Raw genomic sequence first — 17,846 nt, 5'->3', positions numbered from 1 at the left:
AACCTTAAGATTCTCATAATAATACAAAAAAGATCCAAGAAGCAAACTTTTCTTACCAAACAACCCGATTCGATGGACATGAAGAATGGGCCTGAATGCACGTAACTTCTTCATTTTGAAGGATTTACGGACAAGGTCTCCGACAATTGGAATGAGCCGTAAACGTATTTAGCTAGAGAAAAAAGGGCTCGTTCTATGTTTTCCAAAACTAGTTCAATCGCGGCTCACGCTGGAGAACCTGCATCTCCGACTTGGACTATCACATGAGATGTTCTGCAATTAGCATGAATTCTGACGCGTCGAGGCGATTCCCAACAGCTCGAATGCGGTAAACAAGCATCTTTCCAGAAATCAAACAGATCCTGTGAAATCAATGCGCGGCTTAAGTGACGTTTTCGCACTTATAAATGTTGAGTCATATGTTTCCCTATGAAATTGCCTTGCACATTTGAACTGCTCATCATTCCAAATCCGACGAGGGATTGTTCATATTCGTTTAGAATTCAGCTTTGTTCGGAAAAGGGGTTAAATACCCAAACATGAGAAGATTCGAAGTACTTGAAGATCGACACTTATTGAGTGCTGCGCCATTGCTTCTTGAAGGATTCGATACTGAGCAGTACTCCGTCGGTAGTCAACTCGATGGATCTGCTCCGACCGTCTCCGGGTTCGACGGGATATGGGCCGGTTCTGGATCCGCGTCGATCGAGTCTGGTAGTCTGCACTATGCAGGTCTAGGTGTCGCTGGGACAAATCATGTGCAACTGAACGATTCGATTACCATATCTCGCCAATTCTCAGTGGGATCAGGTGATCCACTGGAAAACTTCGTTGATACAAACGGAGACATCGGCATCTCGGCGAATAGTGATCCCTTGTATCTATCCGTGCTGATGCAAGTCGATGGCACTGCCCCCCCCACCTCGACCTTCTCACTCTTTAATAATGGGACTTCTTCAGCCAATCGTGAGTTCCGCATACTTTACTCTCAGACTAACACTTCGTTTCAAGCTATAGCTGGCCCAAGCGGTACTGCGGCTAATCTTGACCCATTAAACAATGCTATTAACCTGTTCGTGTTCAAGTTCGAATTCTCGACAGGGAATGACATAATCAGTGTCTGGCAGAATCCAACGGCGGGTGCTCCTGAATCCACTCCCGATGCTCAGTTTACAACCTTCGACATCGCATTCGATCGCCTGGCATTCACACGGTTTATTGGTACTGGCACAGCGAAGTTCGATGAAGTGCGACTCGGTACCGAGTGGTCGGCGGTGACTGATGAGACAGCTCTAGATTTGGTACCAAAGGCCCCAATCACTACGGATGGATTTAATAACGTGGAGTATCTCGCTGGAGGTCTCATCGATGACGTCTGGTCGTACATTCCTGGTTTTGATGGTGCGTGGGCTACGACCGCGGCATCGGCGACGACCGAAGCAGGGAGCCTAAACTACGCGGGATTTGGCACTGCGGGTGCAAACCGTCTACAACTCAACGGAACCGAAGTAGTGTCGCGATTGATTCTCGATGGCAACAATGGCCCTCTGGCAAATTACTTGGATACTAGTGGAGACATCGCCACTTCCTCGGATAGTTCGGAATTGTATTTTTCATTTTTGATGAAGGTCGATGGCTCCTCGCCCCCAACTTCCACGTTCTCCTTGTATAATGACGGAGTAAGTTCCGAGGACCGGGTCTTCCGCATCCTGTACTCGGCAAGCAACTCTGCTTTCCAGGTCATAACAGGTCCGGCTGGGACGGCCATAAACCTTGATCCACTAAATAACGGCACTAACCTCTTCGTGGTTAAAGTCGATTTCGCTTCTGGCAACGATACGATAAGTGTGTGGCAGAATCCCGTTGTGGGAGATCTGGAAGTTACTCCGGACGCCGTAATCACAGACCATGATTTGGCGTTTGACCGCATCGCCTTCTCACGGTTTAGTGGCGTGGGGACAACGCAGTTCGATGAATTCCGGCTCGGCAGTACATGGTCAGCAGCTACCAGTGCGGCAGCCCTTAATCTATTGTCGGGCCCACAGGCAATTGTCGGCTTGCAAGGTTTGCCTCCTTCGCCGCTAGGAGGTTCACTTTACCCCCAGGGTTTCTTTCCCTTTATCGACGAATTCGGGCAATATCGGTATTTGAACTGGACAGACAAGATTAACTCATTGGATGAACTGATCCAATCTGTCTCAACAGAAGCAGCGGACCTTACTGCGAATCCTGGCCCAGCCGATTTTGATCTCTTCGGTGGGTGGTCCGCAGGGCCACAACTGACTGCCACGGGGTTTTTCTACACCGCAAAAGTGAACGACAAATGGTGGCTAGTCGATCCCGAGGGTCGATTGTTCTTCTCTAACGGAATTACCGGCGTGAGCGACCCCGACCGATTTGAAAGCACCGAAGTAGCAGTCAAGACGGGTGTCACAGATCGAGAAGAATACTTTGCCTATCTGCCTGATGCTGCTGACCCGGCGGAAGAGTTTCTGCAACTCGAAACCAGTACCGTGACTAGCGGCAACTATCAGGGAAGTCGCCCGCTGACGATGAATTTTTTCGCTGCCAACGCACTCAAAAAATATGGCACAGACTGGGAAGCACAATCTCAACAGATCGCACATGAACGACTGCGAAGTTGGGGCATGAACACGATCGCTGGCTGGTCAGATGAAGATGTCTACTTACAGCAACGAACCCCCTATACGATGGTCTTGTTTCCTCAGAATCCTTCTTTGATTAACTCTAATAGCAAGTTTGCCGACTATTTTGATCCAAACTACTTGGTCAATGTGAAAAACCGCATCAACGAAGAAGCGGGGAAGAGTCTTAACGACCCCTGGACCATTGGGTACTTCATCCACAATGAGTTGAATTGGACGCGGGGAACATTGACTGATGATACCGAGGTGGGTTTGGAGGCCTTGGCGGCCGTGTCTACACAGCCCGCCAAGATCGCATTCCGAGATCAAATGCAAAGCAAGTATGGCACTATTCAGAACCTCAACGCACAATGGCAAACCAGTTATGCATCCTGGAATAGTTTCCTGACTCTGCGCAATGTCACTCCTAACTTGGGTGGCGCCAACGCTGACCTCGTGGCCTTCGACGTGTCCTATGCTGAGCAATATTTCAGCTCGACTAAACAGGCAATGCAGGAAGCGGCTCCGAATCACCTTTATCTTGGTGCTCGTTTCACTGGGAGTGTCCGATTGGCTCCGGCCCAGGCGGCCATGGCCTACGCCGACGTGGTAAGCATCAATCGTTATGGCCCAGACATCTCGGTTCTACCTCCAGGTCTCGTAGGCGACGTCCCGCTGATTTCAGGAGAGTACCATTTTAGTGCGAACGACACGGGGTTGTGGTCCGACGGCTTGAAAACTGCCACTGATCAGGCAGACCGGGCTGAAAAGTTCACCACCTATCTGGAAAGTGCCCTCAACAGCGACCGATACGTGGGCGTGCATTGGCTCCAATACTGGGATTTCCCCTCCAGCGGCAAGCTCAACAGCAATAACAACAACAGCAACCTCGGGTTCGTGAGCATCACGGATACGCCATACAGCGAGATAGTTGACGCTGCTCGTTCGGTAGGTGCCAGCCTTTACGAAACGCGAGTTGGTGACTTTGGGATTATTGTAGACCGCACCCTGTATCTCAACGGAACCGAGTCCGCCGATCAGTTCACCCTCAGTGCCGGGGTGAGTCAACTCAGTGTGACCCGCAATAGTATTACCCAACCCTACACGTTGTCAGAATTCGATACCGTGGTTGTTAGCGGCGGATACGATGCGGACTCTCTGTCGGTCTCGGGACTGATCGGCAAGACCCTCATTGTCCGAAACGCCGACTCCAGCGACACGATCGAAATTCTGGATGGCCAATTGATTCTGACAGTTGAAACAGACGCTATGGGGCCAAGTGTCTCGATCTGCTCGGCAGCGGCAATCCAGTTAACTGCTGGCGCGAGATTGAGCGATCTAGATGTCCAAGGGCAAGTGAGCATCGAGTCCACACAGAATTCGCCGGATGTGGTGACCGTGAGTGTACTCACATTGGGACCTTTCGGAATGCTCGATCTGGGGAACAACGGCCTGATCATTGACTATACACTCACTTCGCCGCTGACGGCGATTGGCCTGGCGGTCAGTAGCGCGTATCAATCAGGGAATTGGAACGGTGCAGGCATCACCTCGAGTTACGGTGATGCGTTCCAGTCGGCCGTTGGGTACGGCGAGAGTGCGGTGTTGCTACCTCCGGGAGGTATGTTCCTGGGAACGGCGGTCGATTCCACTTCGATCCTCATCCGACACACACTTTACGGCGATGCCAATTTGAATGGGGCCGTCGACGCCTCAGACTTCAATATTTGGAATCAAAACCGTATAAGTGGCGGCAACTGGTCTGCTGGGGACTTCAATTACGATGGCGCGGTGGACTCGAACGATTTCGATCTGTGGCTTGGCAATATCTTCACTGATGTGAGTAACATTGCACCTCCCATCTTGTCGCTCCAAGTCGAAACGGTAATTTCCCCTATCCCAATTATCCCTCCAACTGATACTGTCGGTCTGATGCCGGATTCATCGCAAACCACGGTCTCCGATGTGGCTAAATCAGTCACTGTCAGTTTTCCCCTGGTTCTTCCCGATAGAATGTCGCTTGCTGGCCGGTTGAAAACGCACTCTACAAGAGCGGATGAGACTGCTGTCATCGACCAGGTGTTTGCTGACTTGGCGTTTGAATCAACGCAACTCTTTGAGCAGGGACACAAAGAATTTGACGAATTGGGGGAACTCCGCAGAAACCGGTTCATTCCCTCTTCAAAAAGAACCAGTCTGACCCAGTCTTCGAATGAACAATCGCCAAAATTGGATGACTTGCAGTGGAGTCCCAATTCAATGGCACTAGAAGTAGAATGGGCAAGGGCGTACATGTCGCGGTGATCAGCGGCTGTCAAAGCCCAAAGCGGAAAGAACTAGAAACTATGTTGATATTTGCCTTCGCTAAACCATGGAGTCGTTGAAATTGTTTGTTGCGGCTTGTCATTCCTTGAGGTATTTCGTGTTTGCGCATTGCAGGTTTCTTCTGTCTGGATTGTTGCTCATTTCGGTGAGTCTGATCGCAACACGCGCCTATTCCGATGGCCTACCTGGTACTGGAATCGCAGATTTCTACTACAATCGCGCCACGGGAGCCATGTTTTTTGATACCGACGGTCAGACAGCCGTTTCGATGCTACTTGAAGGTCCTCCCGCCACGTCGATTGATCGTTTTACTGGTGTCGATTCAGCGACTGGTACCAGCTGGATTCAAGACTATTTTGCCAACAAAGAACAATGGATTGAGCTTTCTCTCACCGGTGTGCAAGGGGTTTTCAAGATCGCCACGTATCCCTCCGGGCTCATTGAGACGGACTTTCTTTCGGCTGAATATGGAACTCTGGGTGGCGGCATCGAGTTCACCGACGTAACTCTCCTAGAGTTTGCAGGGGATTTTGATCGCGATGGCGATGTGGATGGCACCGACTTTCTCGTGTGGCAGCGCAACCCAAGCGTCGGCAGCTTAGCCGAATGGCAGACCCATTATGGCAGTGGATCTCTAGCAGCGGTTGCCGCAGTGCCAGAACCGTCCAGTGTAGTGTTGTTGTTGACACTGGTAACCGTCAGCGGTTTTCATCGACAGCGAACCTTTGCCGTCAATATCCTTTCTTGAAACCGTCCGCTCAAGCTTACCTCGTCTTGGCACTGGGCGTCTTGTCCGTGTCGACCGGGGCGATCTTCGTCCGGTTCGCCCAGCAGGAAGCGGCTTCGCTGACCATCGCTGAGTATCGCTTGGGCATCGGATTTGTAGTGATGTTGATCCCCACGCTCGTTTTCCGCCGCCGAGAGTTGCTTATCTCTCACGTATCGCGATGTGGCACTGGAGAACCGATCTTTTCAACGATACTTGCCTATCTTCTGTTCGATGAAGCACTCTCTATCGTTCAGATTGGCGGCTGCATAATTATCCTCATCGGTATTTATCTCGCAGCACGAGCCGCAAATCTGGATGCTGCTATTGTTCGCAGCTTTGGGAGGTAATATCTCCAGACGCCAACGAGTCTCTTAGTGAGTCTCAAGAATTAACTGATACGTGACACTACCAACACCCCACCCTTTTGCAACTCGATAATCTTGTCGGAACCTGCTGAGGTGTCCGCACCGCTGTCAATTCGCCCTCGCTGAAACTCGCAGCGGATGCATCATCCGACCGCTCGAAGCAATTTTGCTAGGGCGCAGCGGTCTAATTTCTCGGGAGAGACCTCCGTAGATAGCCTTGTGCCCCTCCAGCGGGCGGCTGGTCCAACCTCGCTCAGTTTGGAAATCCGCGAACTGCGGGAGGTCGATTCGACCGAAGTAGGTTTCGCTTGCGCCCAAGGACGGCCTGTCTGTGTGCAATCGTCGAACTTCACACCCCCGAACCGGAACCCCGAAAAAGGGGCAGTTGTTGGGAGTGTCAAGCATCAAAGAGTTCTTGAGACTTGCTAGGTGATTCATCTCCTTCTGGCGAGCTTGCTACCCACCACTGCGAGCGACAAAAGACCCTCCCTGCAAAGACCCCTCATCGTAACAATACGTGCGTGTGCACATTTTAGATGTCGTTATTAGCAATGGACTTGCTGAGTTTGAGTCCCATTCGGTAGGTGCTGAGCGAACGAGACGGTTTGCAAAGTATTGAAACCGCGAAAGACGAGATCGGCGCTCGCTCGCCCTATCTCGCTTTAGGGGTGGCTGCATCATCGATAATGGAGCGGCTAATTAGATTCATTTGGAGTAAAACGGATGTGGCAAGTTATTTATACAGGTCGGTGCTTTGAGCACCGAATCAGAATCTGTCACTCGGGCATGATGGCATTGTTGTGGCTATCGAAATCACTTAACAGTGATAATGGAGGCTCTCGCCGAGTAATGGATCGGCACTTGGCACAGGTGCCGCTTTGGCGAAGGACCGGAAGAACAACCATCCGAATGTGCCAATCAATAGACATCCTCCGGCAAGTTCCCACAGGCCAAAAACCGGCCAGTCACCCATCGTGGTGGGAAAAACCATCACGTAGAGGTCGACCCAACGCCCGATGAGCACAATGACAGCCACTTTCATCATGACGCTTTCGCTCCGTTTGCATGGCCTGGGTAGCAAAAATAAAAATGGAGCGATCCAATTCAGCACAATATTGACGACCATAATGGGTCCCCACGCGCCCTGCATTCTGGGAATGAAATAGGACGCTTCTTCTGGAATGTTGGTGTACCAAATTAGCATGTATTGGCTGAACCAGATGTACATCCAGAAACAACTAAACCCCAGGAGCAATTTTCCTAGATCGTGAAGGTGATCGTCTGTAAAGATACGCCGCAGAGGGCCTCGCGATCTAAGCACAAGTGCCAACACGATCATGGTAGCGAGTACCGCTTGAACCATGCCTGCAAAATTGTACACGCCCCAGATTGTACTAAACCATAAAGGCTCGAGCAACATGAGCCAATCACAACTAGCAAGCGAAAAAGTCACTGCATAGACGAAGAGAAATAGGGCGGACAATCGCTTATTGGCGATGGTTAGGCCCAGTGTTCCGGTGTTGTCTTGGCGCCGCGATACAGTCACCAATGCACGAGACAACAGAATCCATAAGGAGACATAGACAGCCGCCCTGCCAAACCAAAAAGTCGAATTGCACCACATCTCTTTGAACCAGAAGGTACCAGCGTCACCGGTGCCGTGGGGATGCCAGTCGTAGTGCTCGCGTCCCAGGGCAAGGACCGCCAAAAGACCCAAGCCAACCGGCGCAAGCAGGACGGCTAACGCTTCTGGAACTCGGCGAAAACTTACATTCCATGAAGCGTTGCAGACATAAGTCAAGGCAATGAACAGTGCACCACCAAGTCCTAATGTGACAAGGTAGAAATTAATAATCAACAGATTGCTCCATGTGCGAACAGGTGAAATTGCTGCACCAATGGCCAGGGTAATGGCTGAGACTATGGCAAGGAGAGCCAACCGACGGCTTAGAGTTGAGAATGGAGCACTTGCAGGAGTCATGGTTGAGCTTCCGTATTGGCTGAGATTGCCAGAGGCGCTTCTATTTTCCCAGAAGGATTCGAGTACACGGAACTTTCAGTGGTGATTGGAGGCGACTCGTTTTGGATACGTCGGATATAGTTGATAAGATCCCACCGGCTTGCGGGCGGCAATTGGGCTGCGAACTGCGGCATGCTGTTCTGACCATAGGTGAGAATGTGAAATAATTGTCCGTCTTTCATTTCGCGAGACTTGCCAGTCAGAAGGGACGGAGGAGGAGGAAAACCCCACTTCGCCACCGGACCGTTACCTGTGCCGTCAGCACCGTGGCAAGATATGCAAAAGACAGAAAACAGGGCATCCCCCCGATCCGCGGAAGCGATCCCTGCTTCCGAACTAGGATCGAAGGGGTTCGGCAGTTCTGTGCCCGCTCGCAGCGCACCCTCAGGCGTGGCTTCAAAGGAAAACAACTGGGTGCCTCGCGCAATTGTCCCGGGCACGGGATCCTGCAGAGTGCGACCATTGGCGAAGTTGCTATTGGCTTCGAACGGAGTGAAGGCTGGCGAATAAGTCATGTCGTCGCCCAGATTCACTTGGTAATTTGGGCGTGAATTGTCGACTCTCAGAACCATCAACATCACCAGGATTGCTCCCAGCAGGACTAGCAAGCCAATATTCAAACGGTAAATCATCGCTGCAATCCCTCCGTCGTGACAACCCGCTCTTCAAGTGCAGCAAGGTTGAATGGCTTGAGCATCGCTTCAACTTGAGACATGTCGAAGCGAGCATCTGCTTCGTCGAGTACCAGTACAAATCGATCGTCGGTCACACGCTCTAGCACTGGCTGAACCTTCTTTCCCGGATACAAACGAGATACTCCCAACAGCGCGAACACACTGCCAAATCCTGCCAGCAGTACGGCGGTTTCAAAAGCAACGGGGACATTCGAGGGAAGCGAATTCCACGGCTTACCGCCGACATCGATTGGCCAGGAGATTGCACCTATCCAGTATTCAAACCAGAGCATTCCCAAGGCACCCACCATGCCGCAAACAAAACAGACCCAGGTAAGCCGCGAGGGCTTGAGGCCCATGGCGTGATCGAGGCCATGCACGGCATAGGGAGTAAAGGCATCGACGATCCTGTATCCCTTGCTATTGAGCAGTGTGGTGGCTGCCAACAGGTCTTCTTCACAGTCGAAGGAAGCAAGAAGTCTACGGTCACTCATGCTGCATCTCCTCTTGCCGAATCGTGCTTTAGATCACGCTGGGGAGATTTCAGCACTCCCTTTACTTCGGCCATGGCAATCACGGGCATAAACCGGCAAAACAGCAAGAAACAGGAAAAGAACAGGCCAAAGCTTCCTACCAAGGTGGCGACCTCAACAATCGTGGGCACATAACTGGCCCAACTTGAGGGTAAGAAATCGCGATGCAGGCTCGTGACGATAATTACAAAGCGTTCAAACCACATGCCGATATTGACAACAATGCTGATCAGGAAGACGAAAGCGAAGTTCCTCCGCAGCGACCTTAACCACAACAATTGCGGAATCAACACGTTGCAAGAAACCATGGTCCAATAGGCCCAACTAAACGGTCCTAGTGCCCGATTGAGAAACACAAACTGTTCGTAGGGATTGCCGCTGTAGGCCGCGATAAAGAATTCCGTGCCATAGGCCAAGCCCACAATGCAGCCCATTGAGAGCATCAGCTTGCACATCGCTTCGATATGCAGGACGGTTATGTAGTCTTCGAGATGCATTACCTTGCGGGCAATGAGCATGAGGGTCAGCACCATGGCCAACCCGCTAAAGATTGCCCCAGCTACGAAATAAGGAGGAAAGATGGTCGTATGCCAACCGGGAATCATGGCGGTGGCAAAGTCCATACTCACAATCGTATGCACGGAAAACACCAGCGGCGTAGCAAGACCAGCTAGCAACATATAAACCGTTTCATAGCGATGCCAAGTGCGTGCCGAACCGTTCCAGCCGAGACTGAAGAACCCTGTAATGCGTCGACGCCAACCCGGTTTGGATTTGTCGCGAATCGTGGCCAGATCAGGAATCAATCCTACGTACCAGAAGACGGCTGAGATGAGCAAGTAAGTGGAGATCGCAAAGACATCCCAGAGCAGTGGTGACTTGAAGTTGACCCAGAGTGAGCCGCGCGTGTTGGGATAGGGGAACATCCAAAACGCCAGCCAAGGACGTCCCATGTGAATCACGGGGAAGAGACCGGCACAGACGACAGCAATTAGCGTCATTGCCTCTGCTGAGCGATTCACCGAAGTGCGCCACTTCTGCCGAAACAGAAAGAGCACGGCCGAAATCAGCGTGCCGGCATGGCCAATACCAACCCAGAACACGAAATTGGTAATGTCGAACGCCCATCCTACGGTTCGATTCAATCCCCACGTACCGATACCCGTGGCGATTTGGTAGGTGACCGCTATAGTCCCCACGATAAGGGCAGTCATGGACACCGAAAAGGCGGACCACCACAGAGCGCCAGGACTATGATCCAGGGGAGCACAGATATCGCGAGTCACATCCGCGGGCGTCTTTCCGCCAGTGATCAATTGGGGACGCAGAGTCGCCAGCGGGTCGGCAGCTTGCACTGGAGCAACCGGAGTCGTTCGTTGCTTTTTTGACTTAGCCATGCTGAGACTCCTCGTCGCGATTTCTTACGACTCTCAAATAGGAAACCGCTGGACGCACGTTGAGTTCTTCGAGGACTCGGTAACGGCGGGGGTTCTCCAGAGCCAGATGAATTTCGCTCTGCGGATCGTTCATGTCACCGAAAACAATTGCACTGGCTGGACAAGATTGCTGGCATGCCGTCTGAATAGCACCATCAACAATCGGCAACCCCTGACTGCGGGCTTCAATCTTCCCGGCTTCGATCCGTTGGAAACACATCGAACATTTTTCCATAACGCCCCGCGAACGGACCGTTACCTCAGGGTTGAGCACCAGGTTTTGCAGAGTATCGTCGTAGGGATACTTGAACCAATTGAAACGACGGACTTTGTATGGGCAGTTATTCGCACAATAGCGCGTGCCGACGCAGCGGTTGTAAACCTGTTCGTTAAGGCCTTCGCTGCTATGGACCGTTGCCAAAACAGGACACACGGTTTCACACGGTGCATTGCCGCAGTGTTGACACATCATAGGTTGATGCGCAACGTTCAGGTCTTCGTCTTCCCCATCGTAGTATCGATCGATGCGTATCCAGTGCATTTCGCGTTGGCGTCGCACTTCGTCGTAACCGACAACGGGGATATTATTTTCAGACTGACAAGCAATTACACACGCTGAACATCCGGTACATTTATTGAGATCAATGACCATTCCCCAGGTATGGTCTGGTTTGGGATGGTCTTCTGGCCACAATTGCGTCTCGGTGCTAAAGTGCTCCTCGACAGCGCCTGCCTCGGCATCCTTGGTGAAAGCGGCAAGAGTCGTGTGCTGAACGATCTTGCGCCGTTCTGCACCATGCGGCGCTACCTCTGGCGGCAACTCCAGGGAGTTGTACTCTTGGGTAGCGGCGAGTTCGCGATGCCTGCTAGTCTTTGCCAGAGAAAAACCGGCCCGCGTGTAGCGCTGGGTGCCACCATGAAACGAGACAAAAACTGCGGCGTTTACCCCAACCAAGCCATTCTCCGAAACACTCGGGCGGGCTTCGATCCATTGTGGCCCAATCTTTGCAAAGCGATCGGTCCCTTTGCATCCGTAAGCGAGGGCAACCGCCAAGACCCCGTCATGTTGACCGGGCTGTATCAGGGCTGGTAACTCGATTCGGGATCCATTCTTGCCGGCTGAAACCTTAACCACATCACCATCTTGAATACCGAGTTCTGCCGCATCCCGCGGTGAAATACTAACGTAGTTGTCCCAAGTTACTTTTGTGACTGGGTCGGGTAGTTCTTGGAGCCAAGGATTATGGGAGTGGCGGCTGTCAAGCATTGACACTTTGTTGTAGAGCACTAAGGAGAAGTTCTCAGACATCCTCTCCTGAGCTACTGGCTCTAGAACACTGGTCTCAAACCTTCCAATCGTAGGGGCCTCCGAACTGACTTCGACAAATCCGTCCCGCAGAGCTTGTTCCCAGAAATCGAGGAACTGGGAAGAGCCCGTCGACCGGCGGCGAGGGAAGATTTTCTTTTCCCAGTGGTCTTTAACCACCTCATAGGCTGCCTGAGGTTGACCAGACCAGACTGCCAAGCTTTCCACGATGGCTCGAGTATTACTCAGAGGGCGGATCGTCGGCTGAATCAAACTGATCAAACCGCTGATCGGCTCAGCGTCAGACCACGATTCTAGCGTGTGGTGGTCAGGGCACACAAATTTGGCAATCGCGGCAAACTCATCCACACGATGCGAAAAGCTAATCGTCAACGGGATTTCACCGACTTCGGCGGAGAGCGATTCATGCCCGGCGAGATCGTATAGCAAATCCACCTCGGCGACGATCAGTGCACCAACCTGCTTAGCGCGGATATCTTCGACCAGTTGCTGGACTTCTCGGTCGTTCCCTTGCCGCTGAAGGCTTGGACGCTCAATATCTAACGTGTGTTCGTAGTTGCCCAGCAGGTCATTGATGAAATTGATTTGTGTTTGGACGCCAACTTCCTGACTATCACAGAGCACAAGGCTCTTTCCCCGAGCATTCCACAAACGCTCGGCAAGTTCAGAGACAAGATTCTCGTCGCTCTCTGCAATCCTCGGTGCCAGTGGTTCGTCTAGCTGCCTGCCCGCCGCCGCCGCCAACTTGTCCGCCAGACGTGCCACCAGCGGCCCTTGGTTGCTCGGGTGAATCGCGATTCGGCGATCCGCATTACTCCCCGTGAGAGACATCCGACTTTCCAACTGGACATGGTAAGACATCTCGGGGGACTGCTCTCTGGGAACTCGCCGAGCACTCCAGTCCGCAGTAAACTCGACGGGCGAAATCCAGGTACCGAGAAAATCGGCCCCAAAAGACACCACGACCTCGGCGCGATCAAACCGATAATGGGGAAGCACGCGTACCGCATGGGTTTGTTCGTGTGCATCCAGAATAGCTGAGGAACTTACGGCATCGAGCACGACGTGTTTGGCATTCTGGAACTGATCAAGAAAGCTGTCGATACTAGCTTGGATCGTTGGGCTGGTGATTGTTGACGTAACAATCACAACTTGCTGTTCTTGGTCTTTAATCTGGCGGAGGCCTTGAAGGATTTCTTCGTCAACCTGTGCCCACTCTGCTTTCTTGCCTGCACGAAGCAGGCCTATCAGGCGTTGGCTGTCATACAGGCCGATTGGCAGTGCTTGTCCCACCGCACAGAGTCCCCCTTGAGAGAGCGGGTGCTCTGGCAGGCCTTCCATCTTTAATGGTCGGCCATCGCGGGTTCCAATGAGCAGTCCGCAAGCTGCCGGACAACCCGCGCAGGTGGAAGCATAGTATTGGAGACGACCGGGAATGGCACCCACGGGCTGGATGGGAAATGGCAAAGCAGATTCAACAGGGGCTCGGCCACAGCCGCTCATCGCTGCCAGCGAGAGCGAAAACCCGGCGGCTTCTAAGAACTCGCGTCGGCTCAGCGCCGGAGCTTCTTCCGTCGAGACGAAATAACCATTGGAAAGTCTTCGTAGACCCCGGGGTTCAGTGCCGAGGGATCGATGGTCGTCAGAATTCTGATTCATAGCATTCATGTTCGAAAACTAGTGGTGGCAAACAGTGCAATCGGTGGCAGCGTGAACCTCACGGCCATTGACGCCATCCCGGGTTGATTCGCGATGGCAATTGACACACCAACCCATCGAAAGTGGCGCAAACTGGCTCACGCGCTCCATCGATTCAACCGGGCCATGGCAAGTCTGGCACGTCACCCCCGCCGCGACATGCGCCTGGTGGTTGAAACATGCAAAGTCGGGGAGATTGTGAACTCGCACCCAAGGAATCGACTGAGGCGTACCGTTTTCAATCGGCTGGAGGTTCTCATCGAGCGCTAAGGAATCGTAAAGTTTCTTAAGTTCTGGCGAGACAATCGTCTCAGGCTTACGTCCTTCTTTGTCAGCCAATTGCAGTTCCTGTTGCATCTGGTCGTAGGGAGCAGTCACATAGCGATGGCACTTCATACAGACTTCAGTTGAAGGAATGCCAGCGTAGTGACCCGACTGCGCCGCAGAGTGACAGAATTTACAGTCGATCTGCAATTCACCGGCGTGGAGTCGATGCGAGTAATTGATGGGTTGCTCAGGGGCGTAACCTTGCTGGTTGTCGGGCATGTGCCACAAACTCATCGCTGACACGAGCAGCGACAGGCCGAAGCCAACACCAATCAGCAGTACGATTAAGAGGACTCGTTGTTGCATTGCTTTTTGTCCGAACTTACCTGTCTCTTAGCACTTGATTTCTGCACCAGCACGAGCATAAAACCACCAATTCACAATCAGGCAACTGGCGTAATAGACTGCGAATCCGTAGAGCGCGTATTCTGGTGTACCGGCTTCAATCTGCGTCGCGAATACCTGGGGTATTAGGTAGGCACCGTAGGCCGCAATGGCAGAGGTCCAACCGAGGACTGGTCCCGCTTGTTCTTTGGAAAAAATAATGGGGATCATACGGAATGTAGAACCATTACCGATTCCTGTAGAGGCAAATAACACGACAAAAGTCACCAGGAACGGAATGAAATACTTTTCGGGGGTCTCGCTTTGTCCTGCCAACGCAACGATATAACCCGCTAATACAGTCGCGGCGACCATGACCCAGGTGTCCCACTGAGTGACCCGCGCACCTCCTAATTTATCAGACAGCCAACCCCCCACCGGACGAATGAGCGCCCCTACTGCTGCACCAATCCAAATGTAATGCGAGGTAACAAGTCCGTTGGAAGGGGTGACGAAGATATCGTCGATCAGTTTGGGGAAGGCGTTTGAGTAGCCAATGAACGAACCAAATGTCATCACATAGAGCCATGTCATAACCCAGTTGTGCTTATTGCGGAAAATGGCAAACTGGCCATTGAGCGGTTGTTGAATGGCCTGCGGAGTCATGAATCGCATGCCCAGCAAGGTAGTGATCACCGATACGAGCAGCACCAAGAAAATACGTACCAACTCCGGAATTGGCATTGGTACAAACATCAAGAAGATGACCCCCACTGCTGTGCCGAGAAACCCGATCATCTGTAGCCAGAGATATTTGCCGATCGCCACAGGCGTTGGACCACATTTGTGCTGTGGCAGATTGTTCATGAACACCCATGCCATGATTGTCAACACGATCATGATCGGCACCCACACCAGCGCCGCATTCTGGATCCAGAGTTGCTGAGTCTCATTTTTGACGAGGAATTCCTGAGGATCTCCGCCGATTCCACCAAACAAGCTCCGGGTGATCACCCAAGGAACGAGGAACTGCATTACGCTGACTCCCACATTCCCCAGTCCCGCGTTGAGCCCGAGCGCCAGACCTTGCATCCGCTTGGGGAAGAAGAATGAAATGTTCGACATGCTGGACGCAAAGGCCCCACCGCCGACACCCGAGAAAGCAGCCAGGATGATATAGACGGAGAACGGCGTTTCCGGATTTCGGAGAGCAAGCCCCGTCAGCAAGGCGGGTATGATCAGCATGACCGTGGTCATGAACTTGACGTTCCTCCCACCACAGATCGCAATCATAAACGAATTGGGGATCCGCAGCGTCGCACCCGCCAGTCCTGCCACTGCCGGCAGCGTGAATAGCAGAGCCCGGTAGCCCGCCTCATCGTAGGCTTGGCCTTCATTATTAAACGTGAAATTGAATAGCTCGGTGTTGGCGAAATGCAGGCGCTGCATCACCTTGACGATCATGCCCCAATACAACCAGACAGAGAATCCGCAGAGGAGATTGGGAATCGAAACCCACAGGTTGCGATTGGCGATGGATTTGCCTGTCGAATCCCAAAATACAGAATCCTCGACATCCCAGTGTTCAGGTGTTCTAGCCATAATGTGTTACAATACTATTTCCGGTTCCGCTTCGACGTCGAGGCGCAACAAATGGTCGAGCGACAAGGGACCAGATCCCCGCCACACGAAGAGTACGAGTGTGAAGAAAACGAACGCAGTAAATTGGAAATCGACGTTTGTTCCGAGGACGCTTTCGCTTGCTGCGGTGCCTCCCAAAGAGAACAAGACGGCGCCAAAGAGAATCAAAGCGTTTGCAGCTGCGGCTACACGCGTTACGAAACCGAGCATGAGGCAGGCTCCACCAATAATGTGTGCAAACACCACAGACCAGGCGATCATCGTCTGCCCTTGACCAAGGCCTTCGCCGAGAGTCGACTCAAGTTCGGCCATATTCGTGATGAAGTAGATACCCTTGATAAACAGGGCGACGCCTAAATAGATTCGCAGCGCATCCATGGGTCGAAGGTGACGAATTCCGGGAATGAGTTCGCGAAGCGGCTTGCGATCTTTGAGTTCTTCACGCCTGCGGGTCATGGCCAGATCAAACTCATCGGCAGCCTCTTTCTCTGCGGCAGGGCTGAACTTCACCAGCAAAGTAGAAAACGAAAAGACACAAACAGCTCCGCCAAGAATCAAGAGTGCCTGGGGATAGCTCAGGCCTTCTGAACGAAACAAGAAGCCTGCACATACGGCACCCATGTTTCCACCCGCACCCACGATGCCAGCCACGCTACCCAAGGCCTTCTTATTAATAAACGGAACTACAGAAAAGGTGGCCCCCTCGGACATTTGCACGAACAAGCTGAAAACAATCATGGTCGGAATAGCTAAGGCCAGCACTTGCATTTGAGAGAAGAGCAGCAGTGCGAACCCTTCTACCAAGAGTGCAAAAAATAGCCATTGGACACGGCCTTTGAGTCCTGCAATGCGGACAAATCGGTCACTAATGAACCCACCGAGTGTACGGGCGAAAATATTCATCAACCCAAACAGGCCAGCGACGAGCCCCGCCGTTTTCAGGCCCAAGTCGAAGTAGTCCATATAGTAAATTGCTGCAATGTTGTTGATAGTCAGTTCAACACCAAAACAAGCAGCGTAGACCAGGAATAATGCCCAGACCCGATAGTCCCGAGCGGCGAGCCAAAAGGAGCCTTTTCCTTTCTCGGTTGACGAGATTTCCCCAGAAGCACGTAGTTCTTTGAAATTGCCATCAGGCAAGTCGGTCGTGAAGAAGTAATATGCGACGCCTGTCACGAAGCAGACCGCACCCGCGGCCACCATCGAGAGACGCCAAGCAGTGGGATCACCGTAGCCAAGCCAGATGAAAAAAGCGAACACGAGAGGCATGATCATTTGAGTGACCCCACCACCCAAATTCCCCCAGCCTGCACTCGTGGCGTTGGCTGTACCGACTACATTCGGGGCAAACATGACCGAGGTGTGATATTGAGTAATAACGAACGATGCCCCAATCACTCCGATACCGAGACGAAACAGTAAGAAGGACTCATACGAGTTGGCCAATCCTATTAACATGACAGGAATCGAGCCCGTCATGAGTAAGAATGTGTAACTCAACCGCGGCCCGATTCGGTCACAAAGCCAGCCGATGAATAGCCGCGCGAAGATAGTAATCGCCACAGAGGCAATGATCGTGTTGCCGATTTGCTCCTTGGTTAGCCCTAATTCGTCGCGAACGATCGCCATCAACGGGGCGATACCGAACCAAGCAAAAAAGCATAAAAAGAACGCGAACCACGACATGTGGAAGGCGCGCATCGGGCGAGTCTTGAGTGAAAATAATTCGATGCGGGTCGCTTTGTTGCGGACTTCCATGTAA

At 52.3% G+C, this 17,846-nt stretch carries 11 protein-coding genes; 3 read left to right on the top strand and 8 right to left on the bottom strand.

Annotated elements, in window-relative coordinates; all coding sequences use genetic code 11:
* Nucleotides 1-539 precede the first annotated feature (539 nt).
* The 3 genes from Pla144_RS21385 to Pla144_RS21375 all read left to right on the top strand — a co-directional run bounded on the left by Pla144_RS21385 (nt 540) and on the right by Pla144_RS21375 (nt 6,086).
* Complete coding sequence (locus tag Pla144_RS21385; protein WP_146452741.1) at nt 540-4,949, top strand: hypothetical protein; 4,410 nt, start codon at nt 540-542, stop codon at nt 4,947-4,949.
* Nucleotides 4,950-5,115: 166 nt separating this feature from the next.
* Complete coding sequence (locus Pla144_RS21380; RefSeq protein ID WP_197530903.1) at nt 5,116-5,718, top strand: PEP-CTERM sorting domain-containing protein; 603 nt, start codon at nt 5,116-5,118, stop codon at nt 5,716-5,718.
* Nucleotides 5,715-6,086, top strand: a complete 372-nt coding sequence (locus Pla144_RS21375) for a hypothetical protein (RefSeq protein WP_146452739.1) — start codon at nt 5,715-5,717, stop codon at nt 6,084-6,086. Before Pla144_RS21380 ends, Pla144_RS21375 begins: the two co-directional genes overlap by 4 nt.
* A gap of 835 nt (nt 6,087-6,921) precedes the next feature.
* Here the strand turns inward: Pla144_RS21375 and Pla144_RS21370 are convergent.
* Genes Pla144_RS21370 through Pla144_RS21335 form a run of 8 tightly spaced genes read right to left on the bottom strand, consistent with a single transcriptional unit; the run spans nt 6,922 to nt 17,842 of the window.
* Complete coding sequence (locus tag Pla144_RS21370; RefSeq protein WP_146452738.1) at nt 6,922-8,085, bottom strand: hypothetical protein; 1,164 nt, start codon at nt 8,083-8,085, stop codon at nt 6,922-6,924.
* Nucleotides 8,082-8,756: a c-type cytochrome gene (locus Pla144_RS21365; RefSeq protein ID WP_146452737.1), complete on the bottom strand. Its 675-nt coding sequence runs from the start codon at nt 8,754-8,756 to the stop codon at nt 8,082-8,084. Before Pla144_RS21365 ends, Pla144_RS21370 begins: the two co-directional genes overlap by 4 nt.
* Nucleotides 8,753-9,292 (bottom strand): DUF3341 domain-containing protein, encoded by a 540-nt coding sequence (locus Pla144_RS21360; protein ID WP_146452736.1) that lies wholly within the window; start codon nt 9,290-9,292, stop codon nt 8,753-8,755. Before Pla144_RS21360 ends, Pla144_RS21365 begins: the two co-directional genes overlap by 4 nt.
* The gene (gene nrfD / locus Pla144_RS21355) at nt 9,289-10,728 is read right to left on the bottom strand and encodes an NrfD/PsrC family molybdoenzyme membrane anchor subunit (RefSeq protein ID WP_146452735.1); all 1,440 of its coding nucleotides are present in this window, start codon (nt 10,726-10,728) and stop codon (nt 9,289-9,291) included. The genes Pla144_RS21360 and nrfD overlap by 4 nt, the downstream gene beginning before the upstream one ends.
* Nucleotides 10,721-13,753 carry a 4Fe-4S dicluster domain-containing protein gene (locus Pla144_RS21350; protein WP_197530902.1) on the bottom strand — a complete coding sequence of 1,011 codons (3,033 nt, stop codon included), beginning with the start codon at nt 13,751-13,753 and terminating at the stop codon, nt 10,721-10,723. The genes nrfD and Pla144_RS21350 overlap by 8 nt, the downstream gene beginning before the upstream one ends.
* Before the next feature lie 18 nt (nt 13,754-13,771).
* On the bottom strand, nt 13,772-14,425 hold the full coding sequence (locus Pla144_RS21345; RefSeq protein WP_146452733.1) for a cytochrome c3 family protein: 654 nt from the start codon (nt 14,423-14,425) through the stop codon (nt 13,772-13,774).
* Between the two features lie 27 nt (nt 14,426-14,452).
* Entirely contained in the window at nt 14,453-16,045 is a 1,593-nt protein-coding gene (locus Pla144_RS21340; RefSeq protein WP_146452732.1) for an MFS transporter, read from the bottom strand.
* Nucleotides 16,046-16,051: 6 nt separating this feature from the next.
* Nucleotides 16,052-17,842: an MFS transporter gene (locus Pla144_RS21335; protein WP_146452731.1), complete on the bottom strand. Its 1,791-nt coding sequence runs from the start codon at nt 17,840-17,842 to the stop codon at nt 16,052-16,054.
* Nucleotides 17,843-17,846: the final 4 nt, after the last annotated feature.

It is taken from the genome of Bythopirellula polymerisocia, from assembly GCF_007860015.1.
Lineage (GTDB): Bacteria > Planctomycetota > Planctomycetia > Pirellulales > Lacipirellulaceae > Bythopirellula > Bythopirellula polymerisocia.
The sequence above is the reverse complement of the archived record's forward strand: the minus strand, read 5'-3'. Positions and strand labels throughout refer to the sequence as shown.

Excerpts from the sequence above, each read along its gene's own strand:
- Pla144_RS21385 (WP_146452741.1), top strand. The coding sequence starts at position 540 with ATGAGAAGATTCGAAGTACTTGAAGATCGACACTTATTGAGTGCTGCG.
- Pla144_RS21370 (WP_146452738.1), bottom strand. The coding sequence starts at position 8,085 with ATGACTCCTGCAAGTGCTCCATTCTCAACTCTAAGCCGTCGGTTGGCT.
- Pla144_RS21365 (WP_146452737.1), bottom strand. The coding sequence starts at position 8,756 with ATGATTTACCGTTTGAATATTGGCTTGCTAGTCCTGCTGGGAGCAATC.
- Pla144_RS21360 (WP_146452736.1), bottom strand. The coding sequence starts at position 9,292 with ATGAGTGACCGTAGACTTCTTGCTTCCTTCGACTGTGAAGAAGACCTG.
- nrfD (WP_146452735.1), bottom strand. The coding sequence starts at position 10,728 with ATGGCTAAGTCAAAAAAGCAACGAACGACTCCGGTTGCTCCAGTGCAA.
- Pla144_RS21350 (WP_197530902.1), bottom strand. The coding sequence starts at position 13,753 with ATGAATCAGAATTCTGACGACCATCGATCCCTCGGCACTGAACCCCGG.
- Pla144_RS21345 (WP_146452733.1), bottom strand. The coding sequence starts at position 14,425 with ATGCAACAACGAGTCCTCTTAATCGTACTGCTGATTGGTGTTGGCTTC.
- Pla144_RS21340 (WP_146452732.1), bottom strand. The coding sequence starts at position 16,045 with ATGGCTAGAACACCTGAACACTGGGATGTCGAGGATTCTGTATTTTGG.
- Pla144_RS21335 (WP_146452731.1), bottom strand. The coding sequence starts at position 17,842 with ATGGAAGTCCGCAACAAAGCGACCCGCATCGAATTATTTTCACTCAAG.